This is a genomic window from Burkholderia sp. MSMB1498 (genome assembly GCF_001526245.1).
In the GTDB taxonomy this organism is placed as follows: domain Bacteria; phylum Pseudomonadota; class Gammaproteobacteria; order Burkholderiales; family Burkholderiaceae; genus Burkholderia; species Burkholderia savannae.
Window position 1 is genome coordinate 23,156 of the sequence record NZ_LOYJ01000071.1, and the last position, 26,700, is coordinate 49,855.

Consider the following 26,700-nt stretch of genomic DNA (forward strand, 5'->3'; position numbering starts at 1 on the left):
TTCATTCGCCGGCTGCCTACCATGAGCGCTTCATCCACTGCATGAGGAAGCGCCATGTCCCTTTCATCGTTGTCCGGGCTCGGCGGGCGGCTCGACGCGGCCATCGACGCCGCACTGACCGAGCGGCGCGTCGTCGGCGCCGTCGTGCTCGTCGCGCGGCGCGGCGAGCTCGCGTATCGGCGCGCGGCGGGATTGGCCGATCGCGAGGCCGGCGCGCCGATGCGCGAAGACGCGCTGTTCCGGCTCGCGTCGGTTTCGAAGCCGATCGTGTCGGCGGCGGCGATGCGCGCCGTCGCGGCGGGCAAGCTCGATCTCGACGCGAGCGTCACGCGCTGGCTGCCCGGGTTCACGCCGCCGCTGGCGGACGGGCGCCCGGCGCGCATCACGGCGCGACATCTGCTGTCGCATACGGCGGGCCTCGGCTACCGTTTTCTCGAAGCGCACGCGCACGGCCCGTATGCGCGCGCCGGCGTGTCGGACGGCATGGATCTCGCCGGCATTTCGCTCGCCGAGAATCTGCGCCGCATCGCGAGCGTGCCGCTGCAGTTCGAGCCGGGCGCGTCATGGGCGTATTCGGTCGCGACCGACGTGCTCGGCGCGCTCGTCGAAGCCGCGTGCGACATGCCGCTCGAGGACGCGGTGGCGGCGCTCGTGACGACCCCGCTCGGCATGGTCGACACGCGCTTTTACGCGCACGACGCGGCGCGGCTTGCAACGCCGTATGTCGACGCGTCGGGCGTCGCTGCGTCGGGCGTCGCTACGCCCGGCGAGCCCCGGCGCATGGCGTCGCTCGAAATCGCGCCGCCGTTTCCCGACACCGTCGGCATCCGCTTCGCGCCCGCCCGCGCGCTCGATCCGCATGCGTTCGCATCGGGCGGCGGCGGGATGGTCGGCACGGCGTCCGATGTCCTCGCGCTGCTCGAGGCGTTGCGCACCGGCGGCGACGGCTGGCTGCCCGCCGCGCGGATCGACGACATGGCGCGCATCCAGCCGGGCGCGGCCGATCTGCCGACGGCGCCCGGCTTCGGCTTCGGGCTCGGATTTTCGGTGCTGCGCGACCCGGTCGCCGCGCAATCGCCGGAATCCGCCGGCACGTGGCGCTGGGGCGGCGCGTATGGTCACGCGTGGTTCGTCGACCGCGCGGCCGGCTTGAGCGTCGTGGCGCTCACCAATACCGCCTACGAGGGCATGTCGGGACGCTTCGTCGCCGATGTGCGCGACGCGGTGTACGGCGCGGTTTGCGCCGCGCGGGAGCGTGCGGCATGAGCGACTGCACGACGCAATCCGTCGCGTTCGCGCGGCCGTCGCGCGCGGCGGCGCGCCTGCCGCTCGCCGGCCTGCTCGCGCTCGCGACGGCGGGCTTCATCACGATCGTGACCGAGGCGCTGCCCGCCGGGCTGCTGCCGCTGATGGGCCGCGACCTGCGCGTGTCGGAGGCGCTCGTCGGCCAGCTCGTCACCGTCTACGCGATCGGCTCGATCGTCGCGGCGATTCCGCTCGTCGCGATCACACGCGGCATGCGCAGGCGGCCGCTCCTGCTCATCGCGCTCGCGGGCTTCGTCGTCGCGAACACGGCGACGGCGGCGTCGCCGCATTACGCGTTCGTGCTCGTCGCGCGCTTCGTCGCCGGCGTCGCGGCGGGGCTCCTGTGGGCGCTGCTCGCGGGCTACGCGAGCCGGATGGTGGACGAGCGGCTGCGCGGCCGCGCGATCGCGATCGCGATGCTCGGCGCGCCCATTGCGATGTCGATCGGGATTCCGCTCGGCACGACGCTCGGCGCGGCGCTCGGCTGGCGCGCGACGTTCGCCGGCGTGACGGCGCTCACGCTCGCGCTGATCGCGTGGGTGTGCGCGAGCCTGCCCGATGCGCCGGGGCAGCCGTCGGGCGGGCGGCTGCCGGTCGGCCGCGTGCTGGCGGTGCCGGGCGTGCTGCCCGTGTTGTCGGTGATGTTCGCGTATGTGCTCGCGCACAACATTCTCTACACGTACATCGCGCCGTTTCTCGCGAGCGCGCGGATGGGCGCGCGGATCGATGCGGCGTTGTTCGTGTTCGGCGCGGCGTCGTTCGTCGGAATCGGCCTGACCGGCGTGTGGATCGGCAACGGGCTGCGGCGGCTCGCGCTCGCGAGCATCGCGCTGTTCGCGCTCGCGTCGGCGCTGCTCGGCGCGGCGAGCGAATCGCCCGCCGTCGTCTATGCGGGCGTCGCCGCGTGGGGGCTCACGTTCGGCGGCGCGGCGACGATCTTCCAGACCGCGTCGGCGAACGCGGCGGGCGACGCGGCCGACGTCGCCCAATCGATGATCGTCACGGTCTGGAATCTCGCGATCGCGGGCGGAGGCGTCGCGGGCGGCGTGCTGCTCGAGCGGTTCGGCGCGCGCGCGATGCCGTGGGCGCTCGTCGCGCTACTCGTGCCCGCGTGGGTCGGCGCGTGGCGTGCGCGCCGGCACGGTTTTCCGGCGGCCCGCGCGTCGTGACGGGCGGAATGCGCGCGCGGCGCGAGCCCGGCCGGCGCGGTTATTCCGCGAGCGCGGCCCGCGCGCAAGTCTCGTCGGTCACGAGCCCCGACAGCCAGCCGCCGCGCAGCGCGGCGAGCACCGCGGCGCGCTTGCGCGGCCCGCCCGCGAAGCCGATCGTCGGCCGCTTCGGCGGCGCGTCGAGCGCAACGCTCGTCACGCGCGTGCTCGTCGACGCGACGGTCGGCCGGCCCTGCGCGTCGATCGGCAGGCCGAGCATCTCGGCCACCGCGCCGAGCTCGACCATCTCGTTGAGCTCTTGCTCGGTGATGAAGCCGTCCTCGTACAGCGGGCAGTGCGCGCCGATGTTGCCGACGCCGACGAACGCGACGTCCGCCTCCGCCGAGAGCTTCTCGACGATCCGGTACAGCCGGTGATTGCACCACTGCGCGCGCTCGGCCTCGCTGTCGGCGAAGAGCGGCGCGGGCAACAGGAAGTGCTTGCCGCCCGTCTTCTCGGAGATGTGCTGAGCGACGTCGTACGGGTTCGACGAGCCGTCCTGCGCGATCGCGCCCACCATCGACACGAGCCGGTGCTGCGGCCGCTCGAGCTGCGCGATCTGCGCGACCGCGGCCTTCAGCGTGCGGCCGCTGCTCACCGCGATCACCATCGGCTTGTCTTCGTTCAGATAGCGCTCCATCACCTGCGCGCCCGCGACGGCGAGCTTGCGGTCGATCGCGTCGGGCGCGTCGCCGTCGATCGGCACGACTTCGCACATCGCGAGGCCGTAGCGCTTCGACAGCTGCGCGGCGAGATCGAGGCAATCGGCGACGCGGTGGTCGACGCGCACGCGAATCAGGTTTTTCTCGACCGCGAACGCGACGAGGCGCTGCGCGACGGGGCGCGACACCTGCAGCTTCTCGGCGATTTCGTTCTGCGTGTCGCCCGCGACGTAGTAGAGCCAGGCGGCGCGCGTCGCGAGATCGAGTTTTTCGGAGGACTTGGACACGGTAGGGCAATCTCAGGTCGGGCGCGCGCGACGGGCGCGAGGCGGGCTGTCGGGCGCCGGGAAAATTCGCACTTTAGCGCACCGCGCTCAAGCGAGCCGCTCGCGCGACGGCTCGAACAGCGGCCGCACGTGGCGATACAGCGCGCGGAACGCGTCGAGCCGCTCGCGCAGCGCCGCGTGGCGGGCCGGGTGCGGCGCGAACTCGTCGTGCAGCGGCGGCTTCGTCAGCACGTCGCGCGCGTCGCCGCCGACCGCGAGCCAGCCGAGCCGCGCCGCGCCGAGCGCCGCGCCCGTCTCGCCGCCGCCGTGCCGGCGCGTGCGCACGCCGAGCGCGTCGGCGATCAGCTGCGCCCAGTACGCGCTTCTCGCGCCGCCGCCGATCAGCGACAGCGCGTCGGTCTGCGTGCCGCCCGCGATCAGCGCGTCGAAGCCGTCGGCGAGCGCGAGCGTCACGCCTTCGAGCACGGCATGGCCGAGCAGCGCGCGATCGGTGCCGTGCGTCATCCCGAAGAACACGCCTTGCGCGTACGGATCGTTGTGCGGCGTGCGCTCGCCGGACAGATAGGGCAGGAAGATCGGCGCGTTCTCGCACGCGGCGGGCGCGAGCGCGGCGATTTCGGCGAGGAGCGCCGGCTCGTCGGTCGACGTGAGCTTGCAGACCCAGCGCAGGCAGCTCGCCGCCGACAGCACGACGCTCATCTGCTGCCAGCGGTCCGGAATCGCGTGGCAGAACGCGTGGACGGCCGAGGCGGGGTTCGGCCGGAAGCGGTCGCCGACGACGCTCAGCACGCCCGACGTGCCGAGCGACACGAAGCCGTCGCCCGGCTGAGTCGCGCCGATGCCGAGCGCGCTCGTCGCGTTGTCGCCGCCGCCGCCCGCGACGACGACCGTTGCGGCGAGCCCGAGCTCGCGCGCGACGTCCGCGCGCAGCGTGCCGGACGGCGCGTTGCCTTCGACGATCCTCGGCATCTGCGCGCGCGCCATGCCGCCCGCGGCGAGGAGCGCGTCGGACCAGTCGCGCTTGGCGGCGTCGAGCCATAGCGTGCCCGCCGCGTCGGACGGGTCGGACACCTTCGCGCCCGTGAGCTTCAGGCGCAGATAATCCTTCGGCATCAGCACGCACGCGATCTCGCGGAATACGTCGGGCTCGTGCCGCGCGACCCACAGCAGCTTCGGCGCGGTGAAGCCCGGCATCGCGAGGTTGCCGGCGATCGCGTGAAGATCGGGCGCGCGCGCGTCGAGCTGCGCGCATTCGTCTGCGCTGCGCATGTCGTTCCACAGGATCGCGGGGCGCAGCACGCGGTCGTCGCGATCGAGCAGCACCGCGCCGTGCATCTGGCCGGACAGGCCGATCCCGCGCACGTCGGCGAACGCGCGCGGATGCTGCGCGCGCAATGCGGCGAGCGCGGCGAGCGTGCCCGTCCACCAGTCGTCCGGATGCTGCTCGGCCCAGCGCGGATGCGCGCGCTCGACGGTAAACGGCGTGCCCGCGGTGCCGATGACGACGCCGTCGGGCGAAAGCAGCAGCACCTTCACTTCGGAAGTGCCGAGATCGATACCGAGATACATGGGCGAAAACGGTGCGTCGACAGGAAGCCGCTACTTTAGCCGCGCGCTCGCCGCCGTGCCAATGGCGATTTGACCCGAGTGACGCGCGCGGCCGATCAGCGGCTCGCGAGCCACGCGTCGACGCGCGCGAGGCCCGCGCGCAGCGCGCGCTCGAGCGCGGGCGCGCCGGCGAGCGTTCCCCACAGCGCGCGTTGCGCGGCGAGCGCGGCGACGGGGTCCTCCGCGCCCGCGATCGCGCGCGCGACCTCGGCGTCCATCACGCTGTCCTGATACGCGAACGGCAGCGCGCCTTGCGCCCAGCGCTGCAGAAAGCGCAGGAAGAGGGCGGGCAGCACCGCGGTCGACACCGGCTCGACGCCGCGCGCGATCGATTCGGCGAGCGTCGGCGCGATGAAGCCGGGGATCTTCGAGAAGCCGTCGGCGGCGACGCGCTGGTTCGTGTCGCGCACGTGCGGATTGCCGAAGCGTTCGAGCACGACGTCGCGGTAGCGCGCGAGATCGAGCGGGCTCGGCGCGAGGCGCGGGATCACGTCGTTGGTCACGTACGCGTGCGCGAAGCGGCGGATGCCGGCGTCGTGCGTGCCTTCGTGGATGTAGGCGTAGCCCGCGAGCGTGCCCGCCCACGCGATGCAGCTGTGCGTCGCGTTCAGGATGCGAATCTTCGCTTCCTCGTACGGATGGACGTCGCCGACGAGCTCCGCGCCCGCTTTCTCCCACGCCGGGCGGCCGGCCGCGAAGCGGTCTTCGATCACCCACTGGATGAACGCCTCGCCCATCACCGGGCACGCGTCGTCGACGCCCGTGGCCGCGAGCACGCGCTCGCGCACGTCGGGCGTCGGGCGCGGCGTGATGCGGTCGACCATCGAGCTCGGGCACGCGGCGTTCGCGTCGAACCACGCGAGCAGATCGGCGAGCCCGCGCCGCGACAGGAATTCGCGCATGCCCGCGGCAAAGCGCGCGCCGTTGCTGCGCAGGTTGTCGCAGCTCAGCAGCGTGACGGGGCCCGCGCCGCGCGCGACGCGCTCGGCGAGGAGCGCCGCGAGCGCGCCGTAGATCGTGAGCCGCGCGCCTTGCAGGTCGGCCGCGAGATCGGGGTTCGACGCGTCGAGCCGGTCGTGCTCGTCGAGGTAGTAGCCGCCTTCCGTCACCGTGAACGACACGATCCTGCAGGCCGGATCGGCGCCCGCGTCGACGAGCGCCGCGAGATCGATCGACCACGGCAGCACGCGCGCGATCGAGCGGATCGTCTCGTACGCGCGCTCGCCCTGCGGCGTGACCGTTTCGAGCGTGTAGACGCCGTGCTGCGCGGCGAGCGCCTCGCGGGTCGCGCGCATGTCGTCGCGGATGTCGCCGACGACGAGCGGCCACCGTTCGTGCGCCGGCGACGCTTCGTTGACGCGATGCAGATACCACGCCTGATGCGCGCGGTGAAACGAGCCGACGCCGATATGCAAGATCGCCGGCGCGGCGTTGGACGGACTGCTCATCCCGTGTCTCCTGACGGCCGGCTGGCGCCCGCCGAATCGCATATAGATCATTTGCTCTTAATGTGAGCGAATGATCGTATCGAGATGGGCGAAAGTCAAGGCGATCGAGCGGGGTTTCGATGCTGCGGCGCGCCAATCCGCGCACGACGCGCTCGACGCGCGCGGCGGCGACGCGCCGGCGCGACAGTGTCAGAACGGCTGGCGGGTCAGCAGCGCGAGCTGCTCGAGCAGCTTCGCGGCCGGGCCGGGCAGGATGCCGTGGCGGCGGCGGAACGCGGTCAGCGTGCGGGTCGCGGCGACGCCTTCGACGGCGAGCGTGTCGATCGTGTGCGCGCGGCGCTCCGCGCGGTACATCGGCTCGGCCATCCAGCTCAGGAAGCCCGCGTGCGCGACGAGGCTCTTGAGCGCGGTCACCGAGCGGGTCTCGACCGCGATGTCGGGCGGCGCGAGCCCCTGCGCGTCGAACGCCGCGCGCATCTGCTCGTACGGCGCGGTGCCGCGCGGCGGGATCGCCCAGCGCGCGGCGCGCGTGTCGGCGAGCGTGAGCGGCGCGGGCGCGGCGCGCAGCGGATGGTCGGGCGCGGCGACGACGTGGCTCACGTCGTCCCATCGGCATTCGGGGATACCGACGATGTCGTCGGTGTCCGGCACGCGCGTGCTCAACGCGACGTCGATCTCGTGCTTGAGGAGCGCGTCGACGAGCCGGTCCCACACGCCCTCGACGATCTCGACGCGCAGGTTCGGCCAGCGGTCGAGCACGCGCCCGATCGCCACGGGCAGCACGAGGCTCGCGATGCTGCCGACCGCGCCCACCTTGATCGTGCCCTTCGCGAGCCCGCGCAGCGCGTCGATTTCCTCGCGCGCGTGCCGCGCCTCGTGCTGCAGCAGCGTCGCGTGCGGCAGCAGCGCCTCGCCGATCGCGGTGAGCTGCACGCCCTTCGAGTGACGCTCGAAGAGCGGCGCGCCGATCTGGTCCTCGAGCCGCTTCAGGATGCGGCTCAACGCGGGCTGCGTGACGTGCAGCGCGTCGGCCGCGCGGCCGAGGCTGCCGCTCGCGGCGATCGTCGTGAAGGCGCGCAGTTGGCGCAGGTCGAAAGTCATGCTCTCGCGTAATGGCTTATTGCAGAAAATACAGTATCGAGGAATGTGCGTGCCGCCGATACTGTGGAAACCGATGATGACGACGATGAGGAGACACGCCCGCATGACGCCCCCCGATCTTCGCGCCGACGCGCCGGCGCACGCGCGGTACACGGTTCGCGACGCCGTAATCGATCTGCTGCGCCGGTTCGGCATCCGCAAGGTGTTCGGCAACCCCGGCTCCACCGAGCTGCCGATGTTCCGCAATTTTCCCGACGATTTCGAATACGTGCTCGGCCTGCACGAGGCGGTCGCGGTCGGGATGGCCGACGGCTACGCGCAGGCGAGCGGCAACGCGGCCGTCGTCAATCTGCATTCGGCGGCGGGCGTGGGCAACGCGATGGGCGTGCTCTTCACCGCGTACAAGAACAAGACGCCGCTCGTCGTCACGGCCGGCCAGCAGGCGCGCTCGATCCTGCCGTTCGATCCGTTTCTCGCATCCGTGCAGGCGGCCGAGCTGCCGAAGCCGTACGTCAAATGGAGCATCGAGCCCGCGCGCGCCGAGGACGTGCCCGCCGCGATCGCGCGCGCGTATCACGTCGCGATGCAGGAGCCGCGCGGGCCCGTGTTCGTGTCGATTCCGGCCGACGATTGGGACCGCGCCGCCGAGCCCGTGCCCGCGCGCGCGGTGAGCAGCGAAGTGCGGCCCGCGCCCGACGCGCTCGCGCGCTTGGCCGACGCGCTCGACGCGAGCGAGCGCCCGGCGTTCGTGATCGGCGCGGCGGTTGCGCGCGCGGGTGCATGGGACGACGCGGTGCGGCTCGCCGAGCGGCATCGCGCGCGCGTGTACGTCGCGCCGATGTCGGGGCGCTGCAGCTTTCCCGAGGATCATTCGCTCTTTGCGGGCTTCCTGCCGCCGATTCGCGAGCGGATCGTCGAGCGGCTCGCGGGCCACGATTTCATTCTCGCGTTCGGCGCGCCCGCGTTCACGTACCACATCGAAGGCTTTGGTCCGCACGTGCCCGAAGGCGCGACGCTTCATCAGCTCGTCGACGATCCGTCGGTGGCCGCGTGGACGCCCGTCGGCGACGCGGTCGTCGGCAATCTGCGGCTCGCCGCGCGCGATCTGCTCGCGCGTCCCGCGCCGCGCGCGCGGCCGATGCCCGCGCCGCTGGCGCCGCGCGAGCGCGTCGGCCCGGGCGTGCCGGGCGAGCGGATGTCCGCCGCGTTCGCGCTGCAAACGCTCGCCGACGTGCGCGACGCCGGCGACGTCGTCGTCGAGGAAGCGCCGAGCGCGCGCACGGCGATGCAGCGGCATCTGCCGTTCACGCGCCGCGACACGTTCTACACGATGGACAGCGGCGGCCTCGGCTACGGCATGCCGGCCGCGGTCGGCGTCGCGCTCGGCTCGCCGGGGCGGCGCGTGATCGCGCTGATCGGCGACGGATCGAGCCTCTATTCGATCCAGGCGCTCTGGAGCGCCGCGCATCTGAAGCTGCCGGTCACGTTCGTGATCCTGAACAACGCGCGCTATGCGGCATTGCAGGATTTCGCGCCCGTGTTCGGCTTTCGCGACGGCGAGCCGGTGCAGGGCACGGCGCTGCCCGATCTCGATTTCGTGGCGCTCGCGCAGGGCATGGGCTGCGACGGCGTGCGCGTGCGCGACGCCGCGCGCCTGCGCGACGTGCTCGAACGCGCGCTCGCGTCGCCCGCGCCCGTCGTCGTCGACGTCGAGATCGCGTGACGCGCGCGGTTTGTCGCGCGGCCGCATTCCCGAGCATCACGAAGCATCCGAACGCATTCAGAAGGAGAACACACGCATGCAGGACATCTCGATGCTGATCGGCGGCGAGCGCCGCTCGGCCACGGGCGGCGCGACGTTCGAGCGCCGCAATCCGCTCGACGGCGAAATCGCGACGCGCGCGAGCGCCGCGACCGTCGACGATGCGCGCGCGGCCGTCGACGCCGCGTCGGCCGCATTCGCGCCGTGGGCCGCGCTCGGCCCGACCGAGCGCCGCGCGCTGCTCCTGAAGGCGGCCGCCGCGCTCGAAGCGAAGCGCGACGCGTTCGTCGCCGCGATGGCGGCCGAGACGGGCGCGTCGGCGATCTGGGCGCAGTTCAACGTGCAGCTCGCCGCGAACGGCCTGATCGAAGCGGCCGCGCTCACGACGCAGATCGGCGGCGAGCTGATTCCATCCGACGTGCCGGGCTCGCTCGCGATGGGCATGCGTCAGCCGGCGGGCGTCGTGCTCGGCATCGCGCCGTGGAACGCGCCCGTGATCCTCGGCGTGCGCGCGATCGCGCTGCCGCTCGCGTGCGGCAACACCGTCGTGCTGAAGGGCTCGGAGCTGTGTCCGGCCACGCACGGGCTCATCGTCGATGCGCTGCAGGAAGCGGGGCTGCCGCGCGGCGTCGTGAACTTCGTGACGAACGCGCCCGCCGACGCCGGCGCGATCGTCGACGCGATGATCGCGCACCCGGCCGTGCGGCGCGTGAACTTCACGGGCTCGACGCGCGTGGGCCGAATCATCGCCGAGCGCTGCGCGCAGTATCTGAAACCCGCCGTGCTCGAGCTCGGCGGCAAGGCGCCGTTCGTCGTGCTCGACGACGCCGATCTCGACGCGGCCGTCGCGGCGGCCGCGTTCGGCGCGTTCGCGAATTCCGGGCAGATCTGCATGTCGACCGAGCGGATCATCGTCGACGAGCGGATCGCCGACGCGTTCGTCGCGAAGCTCGCCGACAAGGCCGCGTCGCTGCCGTTGGGCGACCCGCGCAACGGGCCCGTCGTGCTCGGCTCGGTCATCGACATGCGCACCGTCGAGCGCTGCAACGCGCTCATCGACGACGCGCTCGCGAAAGGCGCGGTGCTGCTCTGCGGCGGCAAGGCGGCGAGCACGCTGATGCCCGCGACGCTCGTCGACCGCGTGAGCCCGGCGATGCGGATCTATGAAGACGAATCGTTCGGCCCGGTGAAGGGCATCGTGCGCGTGGCGGGTGAGGAAGCGGCGATCGCGTGCGCGAACGACAACGCGTTCGGCCTGTCGTCGGCGGTGTTCAGCCGCGACGTCGCGCGCGCGATGCGCGTCGCCGCGCGCATCGAATCGGGCATCTGCCACGTGAACGGGCCGACCGTCCACGACGAAGCGCAGATGCCGTTCGGCGGCGTGAAGGAAAGCGGCTTCGGCCATTTCGGCGGCAAGGCGGGCATCGCCGAATTCACCGATCTGCGCTGGATCACCGTGCAGACGGCGCCGCGCCGCTATCCGTTCTGAGCGATGACGACGATGAAGATCGCGATTCTCGGCGCGGGCGCGATGGGCTCGCTGTTCGGCGGCCTGCTCGCGCAAGGCGGGCACGACGTGACGCTCGTCGACGTGAATGCCGCGCACGTCGACGCGATCGCGCGCGACGGGCTGCGGCTCGACACCGATCGCGGCGAGCGGCGCGTCGCGCGGCTCGCCGCGCTGCGGCCGGACGACGTGCAGGCGGGCGCCGACGCGCCGCCCGAGCTGCTGATCGTGTTCACGAAGACGCTGCACACGCGCGCGGCGCTCGCGGGTGTGCGCGCGCTGCTCGGCCCGCAAACGTTCTTGCTGACGCTGCAGAACGGGCTCGGCAACGTCGAGGCGCTCGCCGAATGCGTGCCGCTCGACCGAATTCTCGTCGGCGTGACGACGTGGCCGGCCGATCTCGTCGGGCCCGCGCACGTGCGCTCGCATGGCGCCGGCTGGACCCGGCTGATGAGCGCGGACGGCGCGATGCGCCCGATCGTGCAGGCGTGCGCCGACGCGCTCGAACGCGCCGGACTGAACTGCGCGGTCGATGCCGGCGTGTGGACGACGATCTGGGAGAAGGTCGGCTTCAACGCGGCGCTCAACACGCTGTGCGCGCTCACGCGCTGCACGGTCGACGAGCTCGGCGCACGCGAGGACGGGCCGGCGCTCGCGCTCGCGATCGTCGCGGAGGTGGCGGCGGTCGCTCGCGCGAAGGGCATCGGCGTCGACGAGCGCAGGATGCGCGAGAACGTGCTGCATGCGATCCGCGAACATTCGGGGCACCGGCCGTCGATGCTGCAGGACGTGCTCGCGGGGCGGCGCACCGAGATCGAATCGATCAACGGCGCGGTGGTCGCGGCCGCGCGCGAGCTAGGCGTCGCGACGCCGCATGCGCAGACGCTGCTGCGGCTCGTCAGGCTGATCGACGCGCGGATCGGATGACGCGGCGGGCGACGGAGCGGGCGTGACGGCGCGGACGCGAGGAGACGGAACGGAGATCGCGCGTCGGCGGTGACATGGCGAGGGCGTGACGACGATGCGGCGATGCACGCGCGGAATGCGCGTGCCTGCGGCGTCACGACGGGCCGCGCGGGCCGCGCGGCCCGCGGCATCGATCGATCGCGCGGCCGAGGCGACGCTTCCCGCACGCGTCGTCCGCCCGAGCCTGCATCGCGCGCATTCGTCTGGCGGATCGATGCGCGCCGCTGCGATGCGCTTGCCGTTCGACGTTCGACGGCCGCGCCGCGGCGGCATGCCAGCCGCGCTAGGGGTTTCCAATAATTCAACTAATCGAAATTAGTTTTACCATGCGTAAATTCGTGACCTTGCGCTAGATCAAAGTTTCATCGCGCGGACATCGCCGTCCGGCGTCGAGCGACGATCGCGCAGGGCCGATGAAGCCCTTGCGCCGCAGGGTTTGCCCGCGACATCGCGAACGGTTTCGAAGAAAGCCGGGCGAGGCGGGGCCGCGCGACGCGCCGATCCAGAGGACATTCAGGAGACGACATGAAGCACACCCCGACCCCGTGTATCGCCGCGGCGCGCCGCCGCATCGTCGGCTCGGCCGCCGCGCGCCGGAGGCTCGCATGAGCGCCCGCCAAGGCCGCGCGCCGCTTTCGGTCGACATCGGCGCGACGCTCGACCATGGGCCGTTCACCGCGATGCAGCGCGTCGCGGTGCTGCTCGCCGCGTTCGCGATCGTGCTCGACGGCTTTGACAGCCAGCTGATCGGCTTTGCAATTCCGGTGCTGATCAAGGAGTGGGGGATCACGCGCGCCGCGTTCGCGCCCGCCGTCGCGGCGGGCCTGTTCGGAATGGGCGTCGGCAGCGCGTGTGCCGGACTGTTCGCGGATCGCTTCGGCCGGCGCTGGGCGATCATCGGCAGCGTGTTCGTGTTCGGCGCGGCGACTTGCGCGATCGGCTTCGCGCCGAACGTCGCGGCGGTCGCCGCGCTGCGCTTCGTCGCGGGCCTCGGGATCGGCGGCGCGCTGCCGACCGCGACGACGATGACCGCCGAGTACACGCCCGCGCGCCGCCGCACGGTGATGGTGACGGCGACGATCGTCTGCGTGCCGGCGGGCGGGATGCTCGCCGGCCTGTTCGCGCACGAGGTGCTGCCCGCGTACGGCTGGCGCGGCCTTTTCTGGATCGGCGGCGCGCTGCCGCTCGCGCTCGGGCTGCTGCTCGTGCGCGCGCTGCCCGAATCGCCGCGTTATCTCGCGCGCGATCCGGCGCGCTGGCGCGAGCTCGGCGCGCTGCTCGCGCGGATGGGCCGGCCCGTCGCCGACGGCACCGCGTTCACCGATCTCGCCGAAGCACGCACGCACGAAGCGCAGCGGCGCGGCGTGCGCGCGCTGTTCTCGGCGGGCTACGCGCGCGACACGATCGCGCTGTGGTGCGCGTTCGGCATGTGCCTGCTCGCCGTCTACAGCGCGTTCAGCTGGCTGCCGACGATGCTGACGTCGCAGGGGCTGAGCGTGTCGGTCGCGGGCTCGGGGCTGACCGCGTACAACCTCGGCGGCGTGTTGGGCGCGCTCGGCTGCGCGCTCGCGATCGGACGCTTCGGCTCGCGCTGGCCGCTCGCGCTGTGCTGCGTGGGCGGCGCGGCGAGCGCCGCGTGGCTGCTCGGCGTCGATGCGGCGAGCCACACCGGCTGGCTGATCGTCGGCCTCGCCGCGCACGGCTTCTTCGTGAACGCGGTGCAATCGACGATGTACGCGCTCTGCACGTTCATCTATCCAACGCCCGTGCGCGCGACGGGCACCGCGGGCGCCGTCGCGTTCGGCCGCACCGGCGCGATCCTGAGCGCGTTCGCGGGCGCGTACGTGATCTCGGCGGGCGGCGCGAACGCGTATCTGACGATGCTCGCCGCCGCGATGACGGTCGTGCTCGTCGCATTGCTCGCGCTGCGCCGGCACATTCCACGGCTGCGTCGCGGCGGGCTGCCGGCCGGCGACGAACTCGCGCGCACCACGCCCTGAAGCGCGGCCGCGCGTGCGGGCGGCGCGCGTTACAGCGTCGTGCGCACGTGCCAGAGCTCGGGGAACAGCACGACGTCGAGCATCTTGCGCAGATACGGCGCGCCGCTCGTGCCGCCCGTGCCCTGCTTGAAGCCGATGATCCGCTCGACCGTCGTCACGTGGCGGAAGCGCCACTGGCGGAACGCGTCTTCGAGATCGACGAGCTCCTCGGCCATCTCGTACAGCTCCCAATGCGCGTTCGGCTCGCGGTACACGGCGAGCCACGCGGCTTCGACCGTCGGATCGTGGCGCGTCGGCTGCGTCCAGTCCGCGTCGAGGCGTTCGGGCGCGATCGGAAAGCCGCGGCGCGCGAGCAGGCGAATCACCTCGTCGTACAGCGACGGCGCCTTCATCGACGCCTCGAGATGCGCGTGGATCGCCGGCCGATGCGCGTGCGGACGCAGCATCTGCTCGTTCTTGTTGCCGAGCATGAACTCGAGCTCGCGATACTGATACGACTGGAAGCCCGACGACGCGCCGAGATACGGGCGCATCGCCGAATACTCGGACGGCGTCATCGTCGCGAGCACGTTCCACGCCTGCACGAGCTGCTCGAGCACGCGCGACACGCGCGCGAGCATCTTGAACGCGGGCGGCAGCGCGTCGCTGCGGATCGACGCGAGCGCGGCGCGCAGCTCGTAGAGCGCGAGCTTCATCCACAGCTCGCTCGTCTGATGCTGGATGATGAACAGCATCTCGTTGTGATCGGGCGAGCGCGGATGCTGCGCGTTGAGGATCGGGTCGAGCGACAGGTAGTCGCCGTAGCTCATCGACTGCGAGAAGTCGAGCTGGGCACGGTGCCAGCCGCCGGGCGCGTCGTCGCCCTCGGCGACGGGCACGTGCGGCGCTTCGTGCGCATGGACACCGGCGAAAGGGCAGCGCGGCGCGTTGTCGTCGCCGGGCGGCTGCATGTGGCCTGAATTCACAATTGTCTCCGTTGAAAGTGCGTGGCGGTGCGAGCGGTCGGGCGTCGCGCGGATCGCGCGATGCGCGCCGGATCAGGTCACCGCGGCGCGCGTCGCGAATTCCGGCGCGCGCCAGGCTTCGGTTTCGAGAATGTCGCGCAGCGCCTCGACCGCGTCCCACACGTCGACGAAGCGCGTGTAGAGCGGCGTGAAGCCGAAGCGCAGGATGTGCGGCTCGCGATAGTCGCCGATCACGCCGCGCGCGATCAGCGCCTGCATCACTTCGTAGCCGTGCGGATGCTCGAAGCTCGCCTGCGAGCCGCGCTGATGATGCGCGCGCGGCGTGACGAGCTTGAGCGGCTGGCCCGCGCAGCGCGATTCGACGAGCGCGATGAACGCATCGGTCAGCGCGAGCGACTTGCGGCGAATCGCGTGCATGTCGGTTTGCGCGAATACGTCGAGCCCACATTCGACCATCGCCATCGACACGATCGGCTGCGTGCCGCACAGAAAGCGCGCGATGCCCGGATCGGGCTCGAACGCGGGCTGCATCGCGAACGGCGCGCGATGGCCCCACCAGCCGGACAGCGGCTGCTCGAACGCTTGCTGATGGCGCTTCGGCACCCAGACGAACGCGGGCGAGCCGGGGCCGCCGTTCAGATACTTGTACGTGCAGCCGACAGCGCCGTCCGCGAGCGCGCCGTTCAGATCGACGGGCACGGCGCCCGCCGAGTGCGCGAGATCCCACAGCATCAGCGCGCCGGCCTGGCGGACCGTCTGCGTGACGGACGGCATGTCGTGCATGTAGCCCGTCCGGTAGTTCACGTGCGTGATCATCGCGACCGCGGTTTCGTCGTCGAGCGCGTCGGGCAGGTCGGCGGGATCGTCGATCAGGCGCAGCTCGTAATCGCGATCGAGCTGCGCGATCAGGCCCTGCGCGATGTACAGATCGGTCGGGAAGTTCGAGCGCTCCGACACGATCACGCGCCGCTTCGGCGCATGCCGCGCCTGGTGGCGCAGCATCGCGGACAGCAGCTTGAACAGGTTGATCGAGATCGTGTCGGTAATCGCGATTTCGCCTTGCGCCGCGCCGATGAGCGGCGCGAGCCTGTCGCCCAAGCGGCGCGGCAGCGCGAACCAGCCGGCCGTGTTCCAACTGCGGATGAGGCCTTCGCCCCATTCGGCGCCGATCACCTGCTGCGCGCGGGCGGCCGCCGCGCGCGGCTGCGCGCCGAGCGAATTGCCGTCGAGGTAGAGCACGCCGCCGGGCAGCGCGAATTGGTCGCGCAGCGACGCGAGCGGGTCGTCGCGGTCGAGCGCGAGCGCTTCTTCACGTGTTTTCATGATGTCGAACCTGGTTGGGGAAAGGGGCCATGCGAGCGCGTCAGCGCGGCGCGCCGGGCAGCGCGCGCAGCACCGCGCGCACGGGGCTCGCGTCGAGCGTCGCGAACTTCAGCGGCAGCGCGATCAGCTCGTAGTCGCCGGGGGCGACGTCGTCGAGCACGAGGCCTTCGAGAATCGCCATCCGATGCGCGCGAATGCGGTGGTGCGCGTCCATCGTCTTCGATTCCTGCGGGTCGAGCGACGGCGTGTCGATGCCGACAAGGCGCACGCCGTGCGCGGCGAGCAGATCGATCGTTTCCGGCGCGACCGCGCAGAACGCGCTGTCCCACGCGCGCTGCGGCGCGTTCCGGTACGTGCGCAGCAGCACGCGCGGCGGCGCGCCGGCGAGCGCCGCGCGTACGTCGTCGGGCGCGACGACTGGGCTCGCGCCGATGCAATGGATCACGCGGCAGCGCCCGAGATACGCGTCGAGCGGCACCGCGCCGATCGGCGCGCCGTTCGCGTCGTAGTGCAGCGGCGCGTCCGCGTGCGCGCCCGTGTGCGGCGACAGCGTGACGCGCGCGACGTTGACGGGCGAGCCCGCCTCCATGCGCCACACGCGCTCGACGCCGACGGGCGTGTCGCCCGGCCAGACGGGCGTCGCGGGGGCGATTGACGGGGAGATGTCCCAGATCGTGTCCATGCGTTGTCGAAGAGCCTCGAATGCTTCGCATGATAGGCAAACACGCGAAGCAAGTGCTTGCGAAATAAGCATGGACAATCCACCAATATGGCAGATAATTCGAATTAGATCTAAAACGGAGACCAAAAATGCATGCGATCACGCTGGACGCAACCGATTGCCGTATTCTCGCGGTCCTTCAGCAGGAAGGACGGATCAGCAACCTCGATCTGGCCGAGCGCATTGCGCTGTCGCCGTCCGCCTGCCTGCGGCGGATGCGGCTGCTCGAAGAGCAGGGGGTGATCGAACGCTATCGCGCGTGCCTGAGCCGCGAGAAGCTCGGGTTCGAGCTGGAGGCGTTCGTGCAGGTGTCGATGCGCAACGACCAGACGCAATGGCACGAGCGCTTCGCGGAGGCGGTGCGCGAGTGGCCGGAGGTGGTCGGCGCGTTCGTCGTGACGGGTGAGACGCACTACCTGCTGCGCGTGCTCGCGCACAACCTGAAGCACTACTCCGATTTCGTGCTGAACCAGTTGTACAAGGCGCCCGGCGTGCTCGACATCCGCTCGAACATCGTGCTGCAGACGCTGAAGGACGAGGCGGGGCCGCCCGTCGCGCTCGCGCGCACGGGCGCCGTCAAAGCTTTGTGAGGCGGTGGAAGACGCCGTTCTGGAACACGAGCGGCGCGAGCGCCGCGGCGTCGGGGTGCACGCCGCAGCGCTCGACCTCGCCGACGAAGATCACGTGGTCGCCTTCGTCGTAGCGGCTGCGGTTGTGGCATTCGAACCACGCGAGCGCGCCGTCGAGCACGGGCATGCCGGTGTCGCCCGCCGCGTGCGACACGCCTTCGAAGCGGTTGCCCTTGAGCGTCGCGAAGCGCATGCACAGATCGTGCTGCGACGCGGAGAGCACGTTGACGACATAATGGCTGTTCGTGCGGAACACCGGCATCGACGCCGACTTGTGCGCGAGGCTCCACAGCACGAGCGGCGGATCGAGCGACACCGAGTTGAACGAACTCGCGGTGATGCCGATCAACTGGCCGGACGGCGCGCGCGTCGTGACGACGGTCACGCCGGTCGCGAACTGGCTGAGGGCTTGGCGGAACGCGGCGGCGTCGAAGTTCGGCGGGCTGGCCTGTGCGTGTTTCATCGTGTGACGGCCTCGAGCGACGAAGGCGTGGTGCGGTGAGCGGAACGGGCGGCGGCGCCGAATGCGCAATGGCGGGAAGTGAGCAGGACGGTCATCGGAATATTCGTCTGGTTGGGACCGATTTTAGCGGAATCGCGCGGCGCTGCGACGGGCCGTCGCGCCCGGCGAGTGGTCGATGCCACATTTTTCGCGGAATGCGGCGCGCGTCGATGTGCGAACGGCGCGTGCCGGCGCGGCGCGAACGCGCGTGCGGCCGCCGCAACGATGCGGCGCGCGGCGATGCTTGGCGCATGCGCTTCGAGCGCGTCCGCGCGCGGCGTGCGAAACGCACGTAACGAACATAACGAACGAAAGGAAACCGATATGAGCGAAGCAACGAACGAAGTCGCGACGCTGGGCGGCGGCTGTTTCTGGTGCCAGGAAGCGGTGTTTCTCGACATCGACGGCGTGACGGCCGTGGAATCGGGCTATGCGGGCGGCCACACGCGCAACCCCGGCTATCACGATGTGTGCGACGGCGACACGGGCCACGCGGAAGTCGTCAACGTCACGTTCGATCCGAGCCGGATCGGCTATCGCGACATCCTCGAAATCTTCTTTGCGACCCACGATCCGACGCAGTTGAACCGCCAGGGCAACGACGTCGGCACGCAGTACCGCTCGGCGATCTTCACGCACTCGGACGCGCAGCGTGACACCGCGCTCGACGTGATCCGCACGCTCGAGCGCGACAAGCTGTACGACGATCCGATCGTCACGCAAGTCGGGCCGCTGAACGGCAATTACTGGCCCGCGGAGGCGTATCACCAGAACTACTACGCGCAACATCCGGGGCAGGGCTACTGCGCGGTCGTGATCGGGCCGAAGCTCGCGAAGTTTCGGCAGAAGTTCGCGCATCGGCTAAAGTCGCGCGGCGCGTGACGGCGCGGGCGGCGGCGCCGCGCGCTACGCCGCCTCGCTGCGCCAGCGCGCGCACGCGGCCGCGATTTCCTTCGCGAGCGCGATGCACGACAGCGGCGCCGACCCTTCCGCCTTGTTGTTCACGGTGATGAGCACCGGCTGCCCCGCGAGCACGTAGCGCGCCGCGAGTTCGGCGAGCGCCGAGCGCGTGTGCGGGTCCTCGTCGACGAGCCGGTCGAACGGCTCGTACTTGGCTTTCGCCTGTTCGTACTTGAAGCCGCCGTGCAGGCTCCAGCGCACGATGAGCGGGCCCGACGGATCGCCGTCGAGGAGCGCGAGCGCCGCCGCCTGGCGCAGCGGGTCCGGCATCTTCGCGTGCAGCCCGACGCAGTAGCGCACGCCCGCCGCCGCGAGCGCGCGGATGAAGCGCGGCGTCAAAAGGCTCGCGTCGCGGATCTCGACCGCGTAGCGCGGGCCGTCCGGATCGTCCGGCAGCGGCGGCAGCGCGCCGAGGAACGCGCTCAGGCGATCGACGAGCGCGGCCGGATCGGCGAACAGCGTGTCGGGCAGCGGCGGGAACTGGAACACGAGCGCGCCCGCCTTGTTGCCGAGGCCTTCGAGGCACGGGCGCACGAATTCGTCGGCGGCGAGCCGCGCGTTCAGGAACGCCGGATTCGGGCCGGTCGGCTCGCCGCGCGCGCCGCGCAGCACGGCGTCGGTGACGAGCGCCGGCGCCTTGACGACGAAGCGGAAATCGTCCGGCACCTGCTGCGCATAGCGCAGATAGTCGGCCACCGTGAGCGGCGCGTAGAACGAGCGGTCGAGACTCACGCTCTTCAAAAGCGGATGCGCGGCGTACGCTTCGAGGCCTTCACGCGACAGCTTCGACTGCGCGTAGTCGTCGCCGTAGACGATGTCCTTCCAGCCGGGGAAATACCACGACGACGTGCCGAGCCGCACGCGCGGCGGCAGCTCGCGCGCGGCGGCGGCGACGTCGTCCGAGATCGCGGCGGGCGCGACGCCGCGCCGGCGTGCGCGCTTTTTCGGCGGGGCGGGACGCGGCGTGTCGAAGCCGGGGAGCGTGGGCGTCGCGTCGGCGCGGTCGGCTTCCGTTCCGGGTTGGGGATCAGCGCCGGCGTCGGCATCGCGGCCGCCGTTCGCACCGTCGCCCGCGTCTGTACCGGCGTCGGCCGCGGGCCCGGCAGTCCGCGCGGCGGCCGGCGGCGTATCGCTTGACGCCGCGTCGCGCTTCGCGTCGCGCGGCTTGCCGCCCGGTGCGCGCTTGCGCTTCGCGCCTGACGCGGAATCTGACGAGGACGAGGACGGCGAAGCAGGCGGCAGCGGCTGCGCCCCGAACAGGTCGAACTGATCGCCTTGCGCGTCTTCTTGTCGTGTCGGCGGCGCAGGTTTGCGCCGCGTGCTGCCGTCACCCATCCGTCATCGCTGAAAGGCGCCGCCCTTCTAGCGCGGCAGCGCGTGTTGGTACATGTAGCGCCGCGACCACGGCAGCGTCTTCGCGCTCTGCCCGGCCTTGCGGCACACGATCTGGAAGATCGACACGTCGTCGTGCTCGAACGCATACGCGCAGCCGGCCAGGTACACGCGCCAGATGCGGAATTTTTCGTCGTCGACGAGCTTTCTGGCTTCCTCGGCCTTCGCCTCGAAGTTCTCGGTCCAGATGTCGAGCGTGCGCGCATAGTGCCGCCGCAGGCTCTCGACGTCAATCGCCTCGAGCCCGCCGCGCTGCGCCGCTTCGAGCGCGAGGCTGATGTGCGGCAGCTCGCCGTCCGGGAACACGTAGCGGTCGATGAACTCGCCGCCGCCGAGCGCCGTCTCGCCGCTTTCCGCGTCCGTCGACGTGATGCCGTGGTTCATCGCGACGCCGTCGTCGGCGAGCAGCTCGCGGATGCGCGAGAAGTAGAGCGGCAGGTTCTTGCGGCCGACGTGCTCGAACATCCCGACGCTCGTGATCCGGTCGAACTGGCCTTCGACGTCGCGATAGTCCTGCAGCCGGATCTCGATCTTGTCTTCGAGGCCCGCCCGCTTCACGCGCTCGGTCGCGAGATCGAACTGGTTCTGCGAAAGCGTGACGCCGACGCAGCGCGCGCCGAACTTGCCCGCCGCACGCAGCACGAGCGCGCCCCAGCCGCAGCCGATGTCGAGCAGGCGCTGGCCCGGCTGCACGTGGATCTTCGTGAGGATGTGGTCGATCTTCTTGATCTGCGCGGTGCCGAGGTCTTCGTCGCCGTTCTCGAAATACGCGCACGAGTAGACCATGTTCTCGTCGAGCCACAGCTTGTAGAACGCGTTCGACACGTCGTAGTGATACTGGATCGCCTTCTTGTCGGAATTCTTCGAGTGGTTGAAGTAGCGCCGCACGCGCGCGAGCTTGCTCGCGTTCGTCACCGTGCTGCGCGCGAGCGAATAGCCGATGTTGATGATGTCGGCGAGCTTGCCTTCGATGTCGATCTTGCCCTTCACGTACGCCTCGCCGAGATTGTCGAGGCTCGGCTCGAGCAGCAGTGGCAGCGCCGACGCGTTGTTGACCTTCAGCGTCACCTGCGGCGCGGCGAACGTGCCGAAATCGAGTTGCTGTCCGTTCCAGAGGACGAGGCGCGCCGGAATGTTCGACGTCTCCCGTACTTCGTCCGCCCACTGTGCCAGTTTCTTTTCCCAGAACATTTGGAATCCCCTTTTGTTCGTTGAAACGAAATACAGCCAAGTTGTCGGGCGGGCGGCCGGCGTGCGAAAACGCCGGCCGCCCGCGAGCAAAACGAAATGCACGGCAGGGCGGACGCGGGCGCGCCGCGGCGAGTTACGGCGCGAGGCGCGAGATTTTCCAGCCGCTCGCCGACGCGCCATCGCGCGCGTACAGCAGGCGGTCGTGGAGCCGCGACGGGCGGCCCTGCCAGAATTCGATCGAGCTCGGCACGAGACGGTAGCCGCCCCAGTGCGGCGGGCGCGGCGGATTTTCGCCGAAGCGCGTGCTGATTTCCTTCTCGCGCGCTTCGAGCGACGCACGGTTCTCGATCACCGCGCTCTGGTCGGACGCCCACGCGCCGATGCGCGAGCCGAGCGGCCGCGATGCGAAATAACGGTCGCTTTCTTCTTCGCTCGTCTTCTCGATGCGTCCTTCGACGCGCACCTGCCGCTCGAGCTCGATCCAGTAGAAGAGGAGCGCCGCGTGCGGGTTGCGCGCGAGTTCGCGCCCCTTGCGGCTCTCGTAGTTCGTGAAGAACACGAAGCCGCGCTCGTCGACGCCCTTGATGAGGACGATCCGCGCGGACGGCCGGCCGGATTCGTCGACGGTCGCGAGCGTCATCGTGTTGGGCTCGGGCAGTTGCGCGCTGAGCGCTTCCTTGAACCAGACGTCGAACTGGACGAACGGATTCGGGTTCACGTCCGCGACGTCGAGCGACGCGCGGGAGTAGTTGGTGCGGAGATCGGCAAGTGTCGTCATTGGTGTGCGAACGCTCAATCGGGGCCAGTATAGCGAAGGTGGAAAAATCCTGCGTTGCAGTGGTTCGGCGTGTGTTCGCCGCCGGCCGATCAGGCAAAATAGCGGGCTGTCCCTCGCCTTTCGTTCAGCTTGTATGTCACGTACCGACGCCATTGCGACGCCTCACGATCTTACTCCGCAGCCATCCGGGCAGCTTGACGCCGATCGGGCGCGGCGCTTCGGCGGCGTCGCGCGGCTCTACGGCGCCGGCGCGCTCGCCGCGTTCGAGCGCGCGCGCGTCGCCGTGATCGGCATCGGCGGCGTCGGCTCGTGGGCGGCCGAGGCGCTCGCGCGCAGCGCTATCGGGGAACTGACCCTGATCGACCTCGACAATGTCGCCGAAAGCAACACGAACCGGCAGGTCCACGCGCTCGACGGCAACTACGGCAAGCCGAAGGTCGACGCGATGGCCGAGCGGATCGCGCTCATCGATCCGGCTTGCCGGGTCGTGAGGATCGAGGATTTCGTCGAGCCGGATAATCTCGACGCGCTGCTCGGCGGCGGCTTCGATTACATCGTCGACGCGATCGACAGCGTGCGCACGAAGGTGGCGCTGATCGCGTGGTGCGTCGCGCGCGGGCAGCCGCTCGTCACGGTCGGCGGCGCGGGCGGGCAGCTCGATCCGACCCGCATCCGGATCGACGATCTCGCGCAGACGATCCAGGACCCGCTGCTGTCGAAGGTGCGCGCGCAGTTGCGCAAGCAGCACGGCTTCCCGCGCGGGCCGAAAGCGAAATTCAAGGTGAGCGCCGTCTATTCGGACGAGCCGCTCATCTATCCGGAGGCGGCCGTGTGCGACGTCGACGACGTCGCGCAGCACACGGCGACGCACGCGCACGCGCCCGGGCCGACGGGGCTCAATTGCGCGGGCTTCGGTTCGAGCGTGTGCGTGACCGCGAGCTTCGGATTCGCGGCGGCGGCGCACGCGCTGCGGGCGCTCGCGGCGCGGGCGGGGCAGGCGGGGCGGTAACGCCCGCGGTGGCGGCTGGCGCCGCCGGATTTGCCTTCGTCGTTCGTTGAAATGGCGTTGGCGGCGCGCACGCACGACGCGCGGCGCGCACCGTCGGCCTCACGCCGGCGTGCGCGCCTTCGCCGCACATGCAGCGCCGGGCGGCGCAACCTTCGCGCAATTCTGCTGCGCAACGACTGAGCGACGGCCGAGCAACGACCGAGCGACCGCCGCGCAATCCCGCCGAAAGAAAAAAGCGGCGGACGCGCAACGCGCGCGCCGCCGCATGGCCGCTCCGGCCTTAGCTTGTCGTTACCCGTTTGGTCAGTTCAGCGCCGCGCTCAGCCTGCGCCGCCACGCCGATACGAGCGCGGGCTCGTCCGCCGCGAGCTCGAACACCGAAATCATCGTCTTGCGGCCGACGTCGTCGCCGAACGTCCGGTCGCGCCGGACGATTTCCAGCAACTGCTCGAGCGCGCCTTCGTACGCGCGCCGCGCGATCAGGCTCTGCGCGAGGTCGAAGCGCGCTTCGAGATCGCCGGGGTTGCTCGCGATCCGCGCTTCGAGCGCGTCGGTCGGGGGCAGATCGGCCGTCGCGTCGAGCGCGTCGAAGCGCGTCTTGATCGCCTGGTAGCGCGCGTCGGCGCCGCCCGTCGCTTGCGGCGACAGGCGCGCGGCTTCCGCGCGCGCGTCGTCGATCCGGTTCAGCGCGAGCAGCAGCTCGACGAAATCGAGGCGCGCTTCGTCATAGCCGGGATTCAGCGCGAGCGCGTTCTCGAGGTGCGAAATCGCGTCGTCGATCCGCTCCTCGGCGAGCGCGACCTGCGCCGCGCGGCGCTCGGCCTCGTCGGGCGCGGGCACGAGGCGGTCGAGGAACGCGCGCAGCTGCCCTTCGGGCAGCACGCCGACGAACTGGTCGACGGGACGCCCGTCCGCGAACGCGATCACGTGCGGAATGCTGCGCGTCTGGAAGTGCGCGGCGAGCTCCTGGTTCTCGTCGACGTTCACCTTGACGAGCTTCCAGCGGCCTTCGTACTCGCGCTCGAGCTTTTCGAGCAGCGGGCCGAGCGTCTTGCACGGGCCGCACCAGGGAGCCCAGAAATCGACCAGCACGGGGGCGGCAAGCGATGCTTCGATGACGTCTCGTTCGAAAGTGGCGAGCGTGGTGTCCATGGCGTCCTCGTTAGGGTAGGTGGATGCACAGTGAGGGTGCACGGCCGTTTTTTCAATGCGCGCGACGCTCGGGCAGCGCGATCCAGTCGGCTTCGCCGGGTACGGTCCCCATCTCCTGCGCCGTCCACGCGCGCTTTGCGCGCTCGATCAGCTCGCGCGAGCTCGCGACGAAATTCCATTCGATGAAGCGCTCGCCGTCGAGCTTGTCGCCGCCGAGCAGCATCGCGCGCGCGCCGCCCGCGCTCGCGAGCGCAATCCGTGCGCCCGGCGCGAGCACGGCCATCTGCGCGGCCTCGAGCGGCGCGCCGTCGACCGTCAGGTCGCCGTCGACGAGATACACCGCGCGCTCTTCGTGATCGGCGTCGAGCGCGAGCGAGGCGCCCGGCGCGAACGCGGCCGCGACGTACAGCGTGCGCGAGAACGTCGTGACGGGCGAGCGTGCGCCGAACGCGTCGCCCGCGATCACCGTCAGCGCGACGCCGTCGCGCTCGAGCTTCGGCAGCGTCGCGGCCGCGTGATGCTCGAACGACGGCTCGCGGGCTTCGTGCTCGAGCGGCAGCGCGACCCAGGTCTGGATGCCGTGCACCGTTTGCCCGCGCGCGCGCTCGTCGTCGGGCGTGCGTTCCGAGTGGACGATGCCGCGCCCGGCCGTCATCCAGTTGACGTCGCCCGGCACGATCTTCTGCACGGAGCCTAGGCTGTCGCGGTGCATGATCGCGCCGTCGAACAGGTAGGTGACGGTCGCGAGGCCGATGTGCGGATGCGGGCGCACGTCGAGGCCCGCGCCCGGCGGCTGCGCGGCGGGGCCCATGTGGTCGAAGAAGATGAACGGGCCGACGGTGCGCGCGGCGAGCGCGGGCAGCGTGCGGCGCACGGTCAGGTTGCCGATGTCGCGGACGTGCGGCTTCAGGAGGGCTTTGATCGAGTCGGTCATGGCGGGAGGCGTTCGAAGCGTTCGGGGCGTTTTGAGTGTTCGTGCGGCGGATGGGGGATGCGGTCCATTGTAACGGCGTCCCGGCCGATGCGGCGGCGCGCACGCACGCGCGCGCGCCGCCGCCGCCGTCTGCAAGCTTGGCGAAACGCCGGTAAACTCGGCGATTCGCGCAAAAAAGACGCATGGAGACGACGATGGCCCCGAAAGACCTGTTGCTGGCGCTGGTGGTGATCCTGGCGTGGGGCGTGAACTTCGTCGTGATCAAGGTGGGGCTGCACGGCGTGCCGCCGATGCTGCTCGGCGGGCTGCGCTTCCTGCTCGCGTCGGTGCCCGCGGTGTTTTTCGTGCGCCGGCCGCAAATTCCGTGGCGGCTCCTCGCGCTGTACGGATCGACGATCCTGCTCGGCCAGTTCGTGTTCCTGTTTTCCGCGATGTACGTCGGGATGCCGGCCGGGCTCGCGTCGCTCGTGCTGCAGGCGCAGGCGTTCTTCACGCTGTTCTTCGCGATGCTCGTGCTCGGCGAGCGGCTGCGCGCGCAGAATCTCGCGGGCCTCGCGATCGCCGCGATCGGCCTCGTCGCGATCGCCGTGCAGGGCGGCCGCGGCATGACGCTCGCGGGTTTCCTGCTGACGATCGGCGCGGCGGCGCTGTGGGCGCTCGGCAATGTCGTGACGAAGAGGATCGGCAAGGTGGATCTCGTGTCGCTCGTCGTCTGGGCGAGCCTCGTGCCGCCCGTGCCGTTCTTCGTCTTGTCGTACTGGTTCGAGGGGCCGCAGCGGATCGAGGCCGCGCTGACGTCGCTGTCGGGCGCGTCGATTTTCGCGGTCGTCTATTTCGCATTCGTCGCGACGCTGCTCGGCTACGGGCTGTGGAGCCGCCTGCTGTCGCGTTATCCGGCCGGGCAGGTCGCGCCGTTCTCGCTGCTCGTGCCGGTCGTCGGCCTCGCGTCGTCGGCGCTGCTGCTCGGCGAGCAGCTCACGCACGCGCAGCTCGCGGGCGCCGCGCTCGTGATGGCCGGGCTCGCGGTCAATGTGTTCGGCGATCGCGTCGTGCGGCGGTTCTTCGCGGCGGCGTCTTGAGCGCGGCGCGGGTTTCGGCTGCGATGGGCGAGTAAGCAGGCAGGGCAAAGGTGGGGTGCGGCTCGGCGACGTGCGGCGGGCGCGCCGGTTCGGCAATCGCGGCGGGATCGGCCGATCAGCGCATCGGCCGATCTCGGCTCGGCATTGGCTCGGCATCGGCATCGGCATCGGCATCGGCATCGGCATCGGCATCGGCATCGGCATCGGCATT

23 protein-coding genes and 1 pseudogene are annotated in these 26,700 nt (G+C 70.9%); 10 read left to right on the forward strand and 14 right to left on the reverse strand.

Annotated elements, in window-relative coordinates; translation table 11 throughout:
* The first annotated feature begins 54 nt into the window (after positions 1-54).
* Together WS91_RS15815 and WS91_RS15820 are read left to right on the forward strand one after the other, a co-directional pair.
* On the forward strand, positions 55-1,266 hold the full coding sequence (locus WS91_RS15815; protein ID WP_059581366.1) for a serine hydrolase domain-containing protein: 1,212 nt from the start codon (positions 55-57) through the stop codon (positions 1,264-1,266).
* Positions 1,263-2,474 carry an MFS transporter gene (locus WS91_RS15820; RefSeq protein WP_059670582.1) on the forward strand — a complete coding sequence of 404 codons (1,212 nt, stop codon included), beginning with the start codon at positions 1,263-1,265 and terminating at the stop codon, positions 2,472-2,474. Before WS91_RS15815 ends, WS91_RS15820 begins: the two co-directional genes overlap by 4 nt.
* A 40-nt stretch (positions 2,475-2,514) precedes the next feature.
* Here the strand turns inward: WS91_RS15820 and WS91_RS15825 are convergent, their stop codons facing one another.
* The 4 genes from WS91_RS15825 to WS91_RS15840 all read right to left on the reverse strand — a co-directional run bounded on the left by WS91_RS15825 (position 2,515) and on the right by WS91_RS15840 (position 7,619).
* On the reverse strand, positions 2,515-3,462 hold the full coding sequence (locus WS91_RS15825) for a sugar-binding transcriptional regulator (RefSeq protein ID WP_059670577.1): 948 nt from the start codon (positions 3,460-3,462) through the stop codon (positions 2,515-2,517).
* 87 nt (positions 3,463-3,549) lie between these two features.
* Positions 3,550-5,031 carry a xylulokinase gene (gene xylB, locus WS91_RS15830; RefSeq protein WP_059581368.1) on the reverse strand — a complete coding sequence of 494 codons (1,482 nt, stop codon included), beginning with the start codon at positions 5,029-5,031 and terminating at the stop codon, positions 3,550-3,552.
* A gap of 95 nt (positions 5,032-5,126) precedes the next feature.
* A complete protein-coding gene (gene dalD / locus WS91_RS15835; RefSeq protein ID WP_082758213.1) occupies positions 5,127-6,569 on the reverse strand; it encodes a D-arabinitol 4-dehydrogenase in 1,443 nt (480 codons plus the stop codon).
* Positions 6,570-6,707: 138 nt separating this feature from the next.
* Positions 6,708-7,619: a LysR family transcriptional regulator gene (locus WS91_RS15840; RefSeq protein ID WP_059670579.1), complete on the reverse strand. Its 912-nt coding sequence runs from the start codon at positions 7,617-7,619 to the stop codon at positions 6,708-6,710.
* A 103-nt stretch (positions 7,620-7,722) separates the two neighbouring features.
* On the opposite strand from WS91_RS15840, the gene mdlC reads away from it, so the two are divergent.
* The 3 genes from mdlC (at position 7,723) to WS91_RS15855 (ending at position 11,815) form a co-directional block, all read left to right on the forward strand.
* Positions 7,723-9,342 carry a benzoylformate decarboxylase gene (gene mdlC / locus WS91_RS15845; RefSeq protein ID WP_059670583.1) on the forward strand — a complete coding sequence of 540 codons (1,620 nt, stop codon included), beginning with the start codon at positions 7,723-7,725 and terminating at the stop codon, positions 9,340-9,342.
* 76 nt (positions 9,343-9,418) lie between these two features.
* Positions 9,419-10,870: an aldehyde dehydrogenase gene (locus tag WS91_RS15850; RefSeq protein ID WP_038750879.1), complete on the forward strand. Its 1,452-nt coding sequence runs from the start codon at positions 9,419-9,421 to the stop codon at positions 10,868-10,870.
* A 12-nt stretch (positions 10,871-10,882) separates the two neighbouring features.
* The gene (locus WS91_RS15855; protein ID WP_038750877.1) at positions 10,883-11,815 is read left to right on the forward strand and encodes a ketopantoate reductase family protein; all 933 of its coding nucleotides are present in this window, start codon (positions 10,883-10,885) and stop codon (positions 11,813-11,815) included.
* 393 nt (positions 11,816-12,208) lie between these two features.
* Here the strand turns inward: WS91_RS15855 and WS91_RS37945 are convergent.
* Positions 12,209-12,390, reverse strand: a pseudogene (locus WS91_RS37945) (hypothetical protein).
* Positions 12,391-12,399: 9 nt separating this feature from the next.
* Here WS91_RS37945 and WS91_RS15860 point away from each other — a divergent pair.
* Positions 12,400-13,854 (forward strand): MFS transporter, encoded by a 1,455-nt coding sequence (locus WS91_RS15860; protein ID WP_059643503.1) that lies wholly within the window; start codon positions 12,400-12,402, stop codon positions 13,852-13,854.
* A gap of 29 nt (positions 13,855-13,883) precedes the next feature.
* On the opposite strand, the gene kynA is transcribed toward WS91_RS15860, so the two are convergent.
* The 3 genes from kynA to kynB form a co-directional block, all read right to left on the reverse strand.
* Positions 13,884-14,804, reverse strand: a complete 921-nt coding sequence (kynA, locus tag WS91_RS15865; protein WP_059643506.1) for a tryptophan 2,3-dioxygenase — start codon at positions 14,802-14,804, stop codon at positions 13,884-13,886.
* 87 nt (positions 14,805-14,891) lie between these two features.
* Positions 14,892-16,142, reverse strand: coding sequence for a kynureninase (gene kynU, locus WS91_RS15870; RefSeq protein ID WP_059581380.1), 1,251 nt, complete (start codon positions 16,140-16,142; stop codon positions 14,892-14,894).
* A 40-nt stretch (positions 16,143-16,182) separates the two neighbouring features.
* Complete coding sequence (kynB, locus tag WS91_RS15875; RefSeq protein ID WP_059581385.1) at positions 16,183-16,824, reverse strand: arylformamidase; 642 nt, start codon at positions 16,822-16,824, stop codon at positions 16,183-16,185.
* A 128-nt stretch (positions 16,825-16,952) separates the two neighbouring features.
* Between kynB and WS91_RS15880 the strand changes: the two genes are divergently transcribed.
* Positions 16,953-17,453, forward strand: coding sequence for an Lrp/AsnC family transcriptional regulator (locus WS91_RS15880; RefSeq protein WP_038750805.1), 501 nt, complete (start codon positions 16,953-16,955; stop codon positions 17,451-17,453).
* Here the strand turns inward: WS91_RS15880 and WS91_RS15885 are convergent.
* Positions 17,440-17,955, reverse strand: a complete 516-nt coding sequence (locus WS91_RS15885) for a flavin reductase family protein (protein WP_038750802.1) — start codon at positions 17,953-17,955, stop codon at positions 17,440-17,442. The two genes, WS91_RS15880 and WS91_RS15885, sit on opposite strands and share 14 nt — an antisense overlap.
* A gap of 363 nt (positions 17,956-18,318) precedes the next feature.
* On the opposite strand from WS91_RS15885, the gene msrA reads away from it, so the two are divergent.
* Positions 18,319-18,876, forward strand: coding sequence for a peptide-methionine (S)-S-oxide reductase MsrA (gene msrA / locus WS91_RS15890; protein WP_059581389.1), 558 nt, complete (start codon positions 18,319-18,321; stop codon positions 18,874-18,876).
* Between the two features lie 24 nt (positions 18,877-18,900).
* On the opposite strand, the gene WS91_RS15895 is transcribed toward msrA, so the two are convergent.
* From WS91_RS15895 to pdxH, 3 genes are all read right to left on the reverse strand, one after another.
* The gene (locus WS91_RS15895; protein ID WP_059670580.1) at positions 18,901-20,289 is read right to left on the reverse strand and encodes a DUF72 domain-containing protein; all 1,389 of its coding nucleotides are present in this window, start codon (positions 20,287-20,289) and stop codon (positions 18,901-18,903) included.
* A 27-nt stretch (positions 20,290-20,316) separates the two neighbouring features.
* A complete protein-coding gene (locus WS91_RS15900) occupies positions 20,317-21,537 on the reverse strand; it encodes an SAM-dependent methyltransferase (protein ID WP_038750794.1) in 1,221 nt (406 codons plus the stop codon).
* 133 nt (positions 21,538-21,670) lie between these two features.
* Positions 21,671-22,315, reverse strand: a complete 645-nt coding sequence (gene pdxH / locus WS91_RS15905) for a pyridoxamine 5'-phosphate oxidase (RefSeq protein ID WP_038750791.1) — start codon at positions 22,313-22,315, stop codon at positions 21,671-21,673.
* Positions 22,316-22,448: 133 nt separating this feature from the next.
* On the opposite strand from pdxH, the gene tcdA reads away from it, so the two are divergent.
* The gene (gene tcdA, locus WS91_RS15910) at positions 22,449-23,324 is read left to right on the forward strand and encodes a tRNA cyclic N6-threonylcarbamoyladenosine(37) synthase TcdA (RefSeq protein ID WP_059670581.1); all 876 of its coding nucleotides are present in this window, start codon (positions 22,449-22,451) and stop codon (positions 23,322-23,324) included.
* Positions 23,325-23,627: 303 nt separating this feature from the next.
* On the opposite strand, the gene trxA is transcribed toward tcdA, so the two are convergent.
* Together trxA and WS91_RS15920 are read right to left on the reverse strand one after the other, a co-directional pair.
* Positions 23,628-24,476: a thioredoxin gene (trxA, locus tag WS91_RS15915; protein WP_038750786.1), complete on the reverse strand. Its 849-nt coding sequence runs from the start codon at positions 24,474-24,476 to the stop codon at positions 23,628-23,630.
* 52 nt (positions 24,477-24,528) lie between these two features.
* Complete coding sequence (locus WS91_RS15920; protein WP_038750783.1) at positions 24,529-25,410, reverse strand: pirin family protein; 882 nt, start codon at positions 25,408-25,410, stop codon at positions 24,529-24,531.
* A 194-nt stretch (positions 25,411-25,604) separates the two neighbouring features.
* On the opposite strand from WS91_RS15920, the gene WS91_RS15925 reads away from it, so the two are divergent.
* Positions 25,605-26,489, forward strand: coding sequence for an EamA family transporter (locus WS91_RS15925; RefSeq protein ID WP_059670584.1), 885 nt, complete (start codon positions 25,605-25,607; stop codon positions 26,487-26,489).
* Positions 26,490-26,700 lie beyond the last annotated feature (211 nt).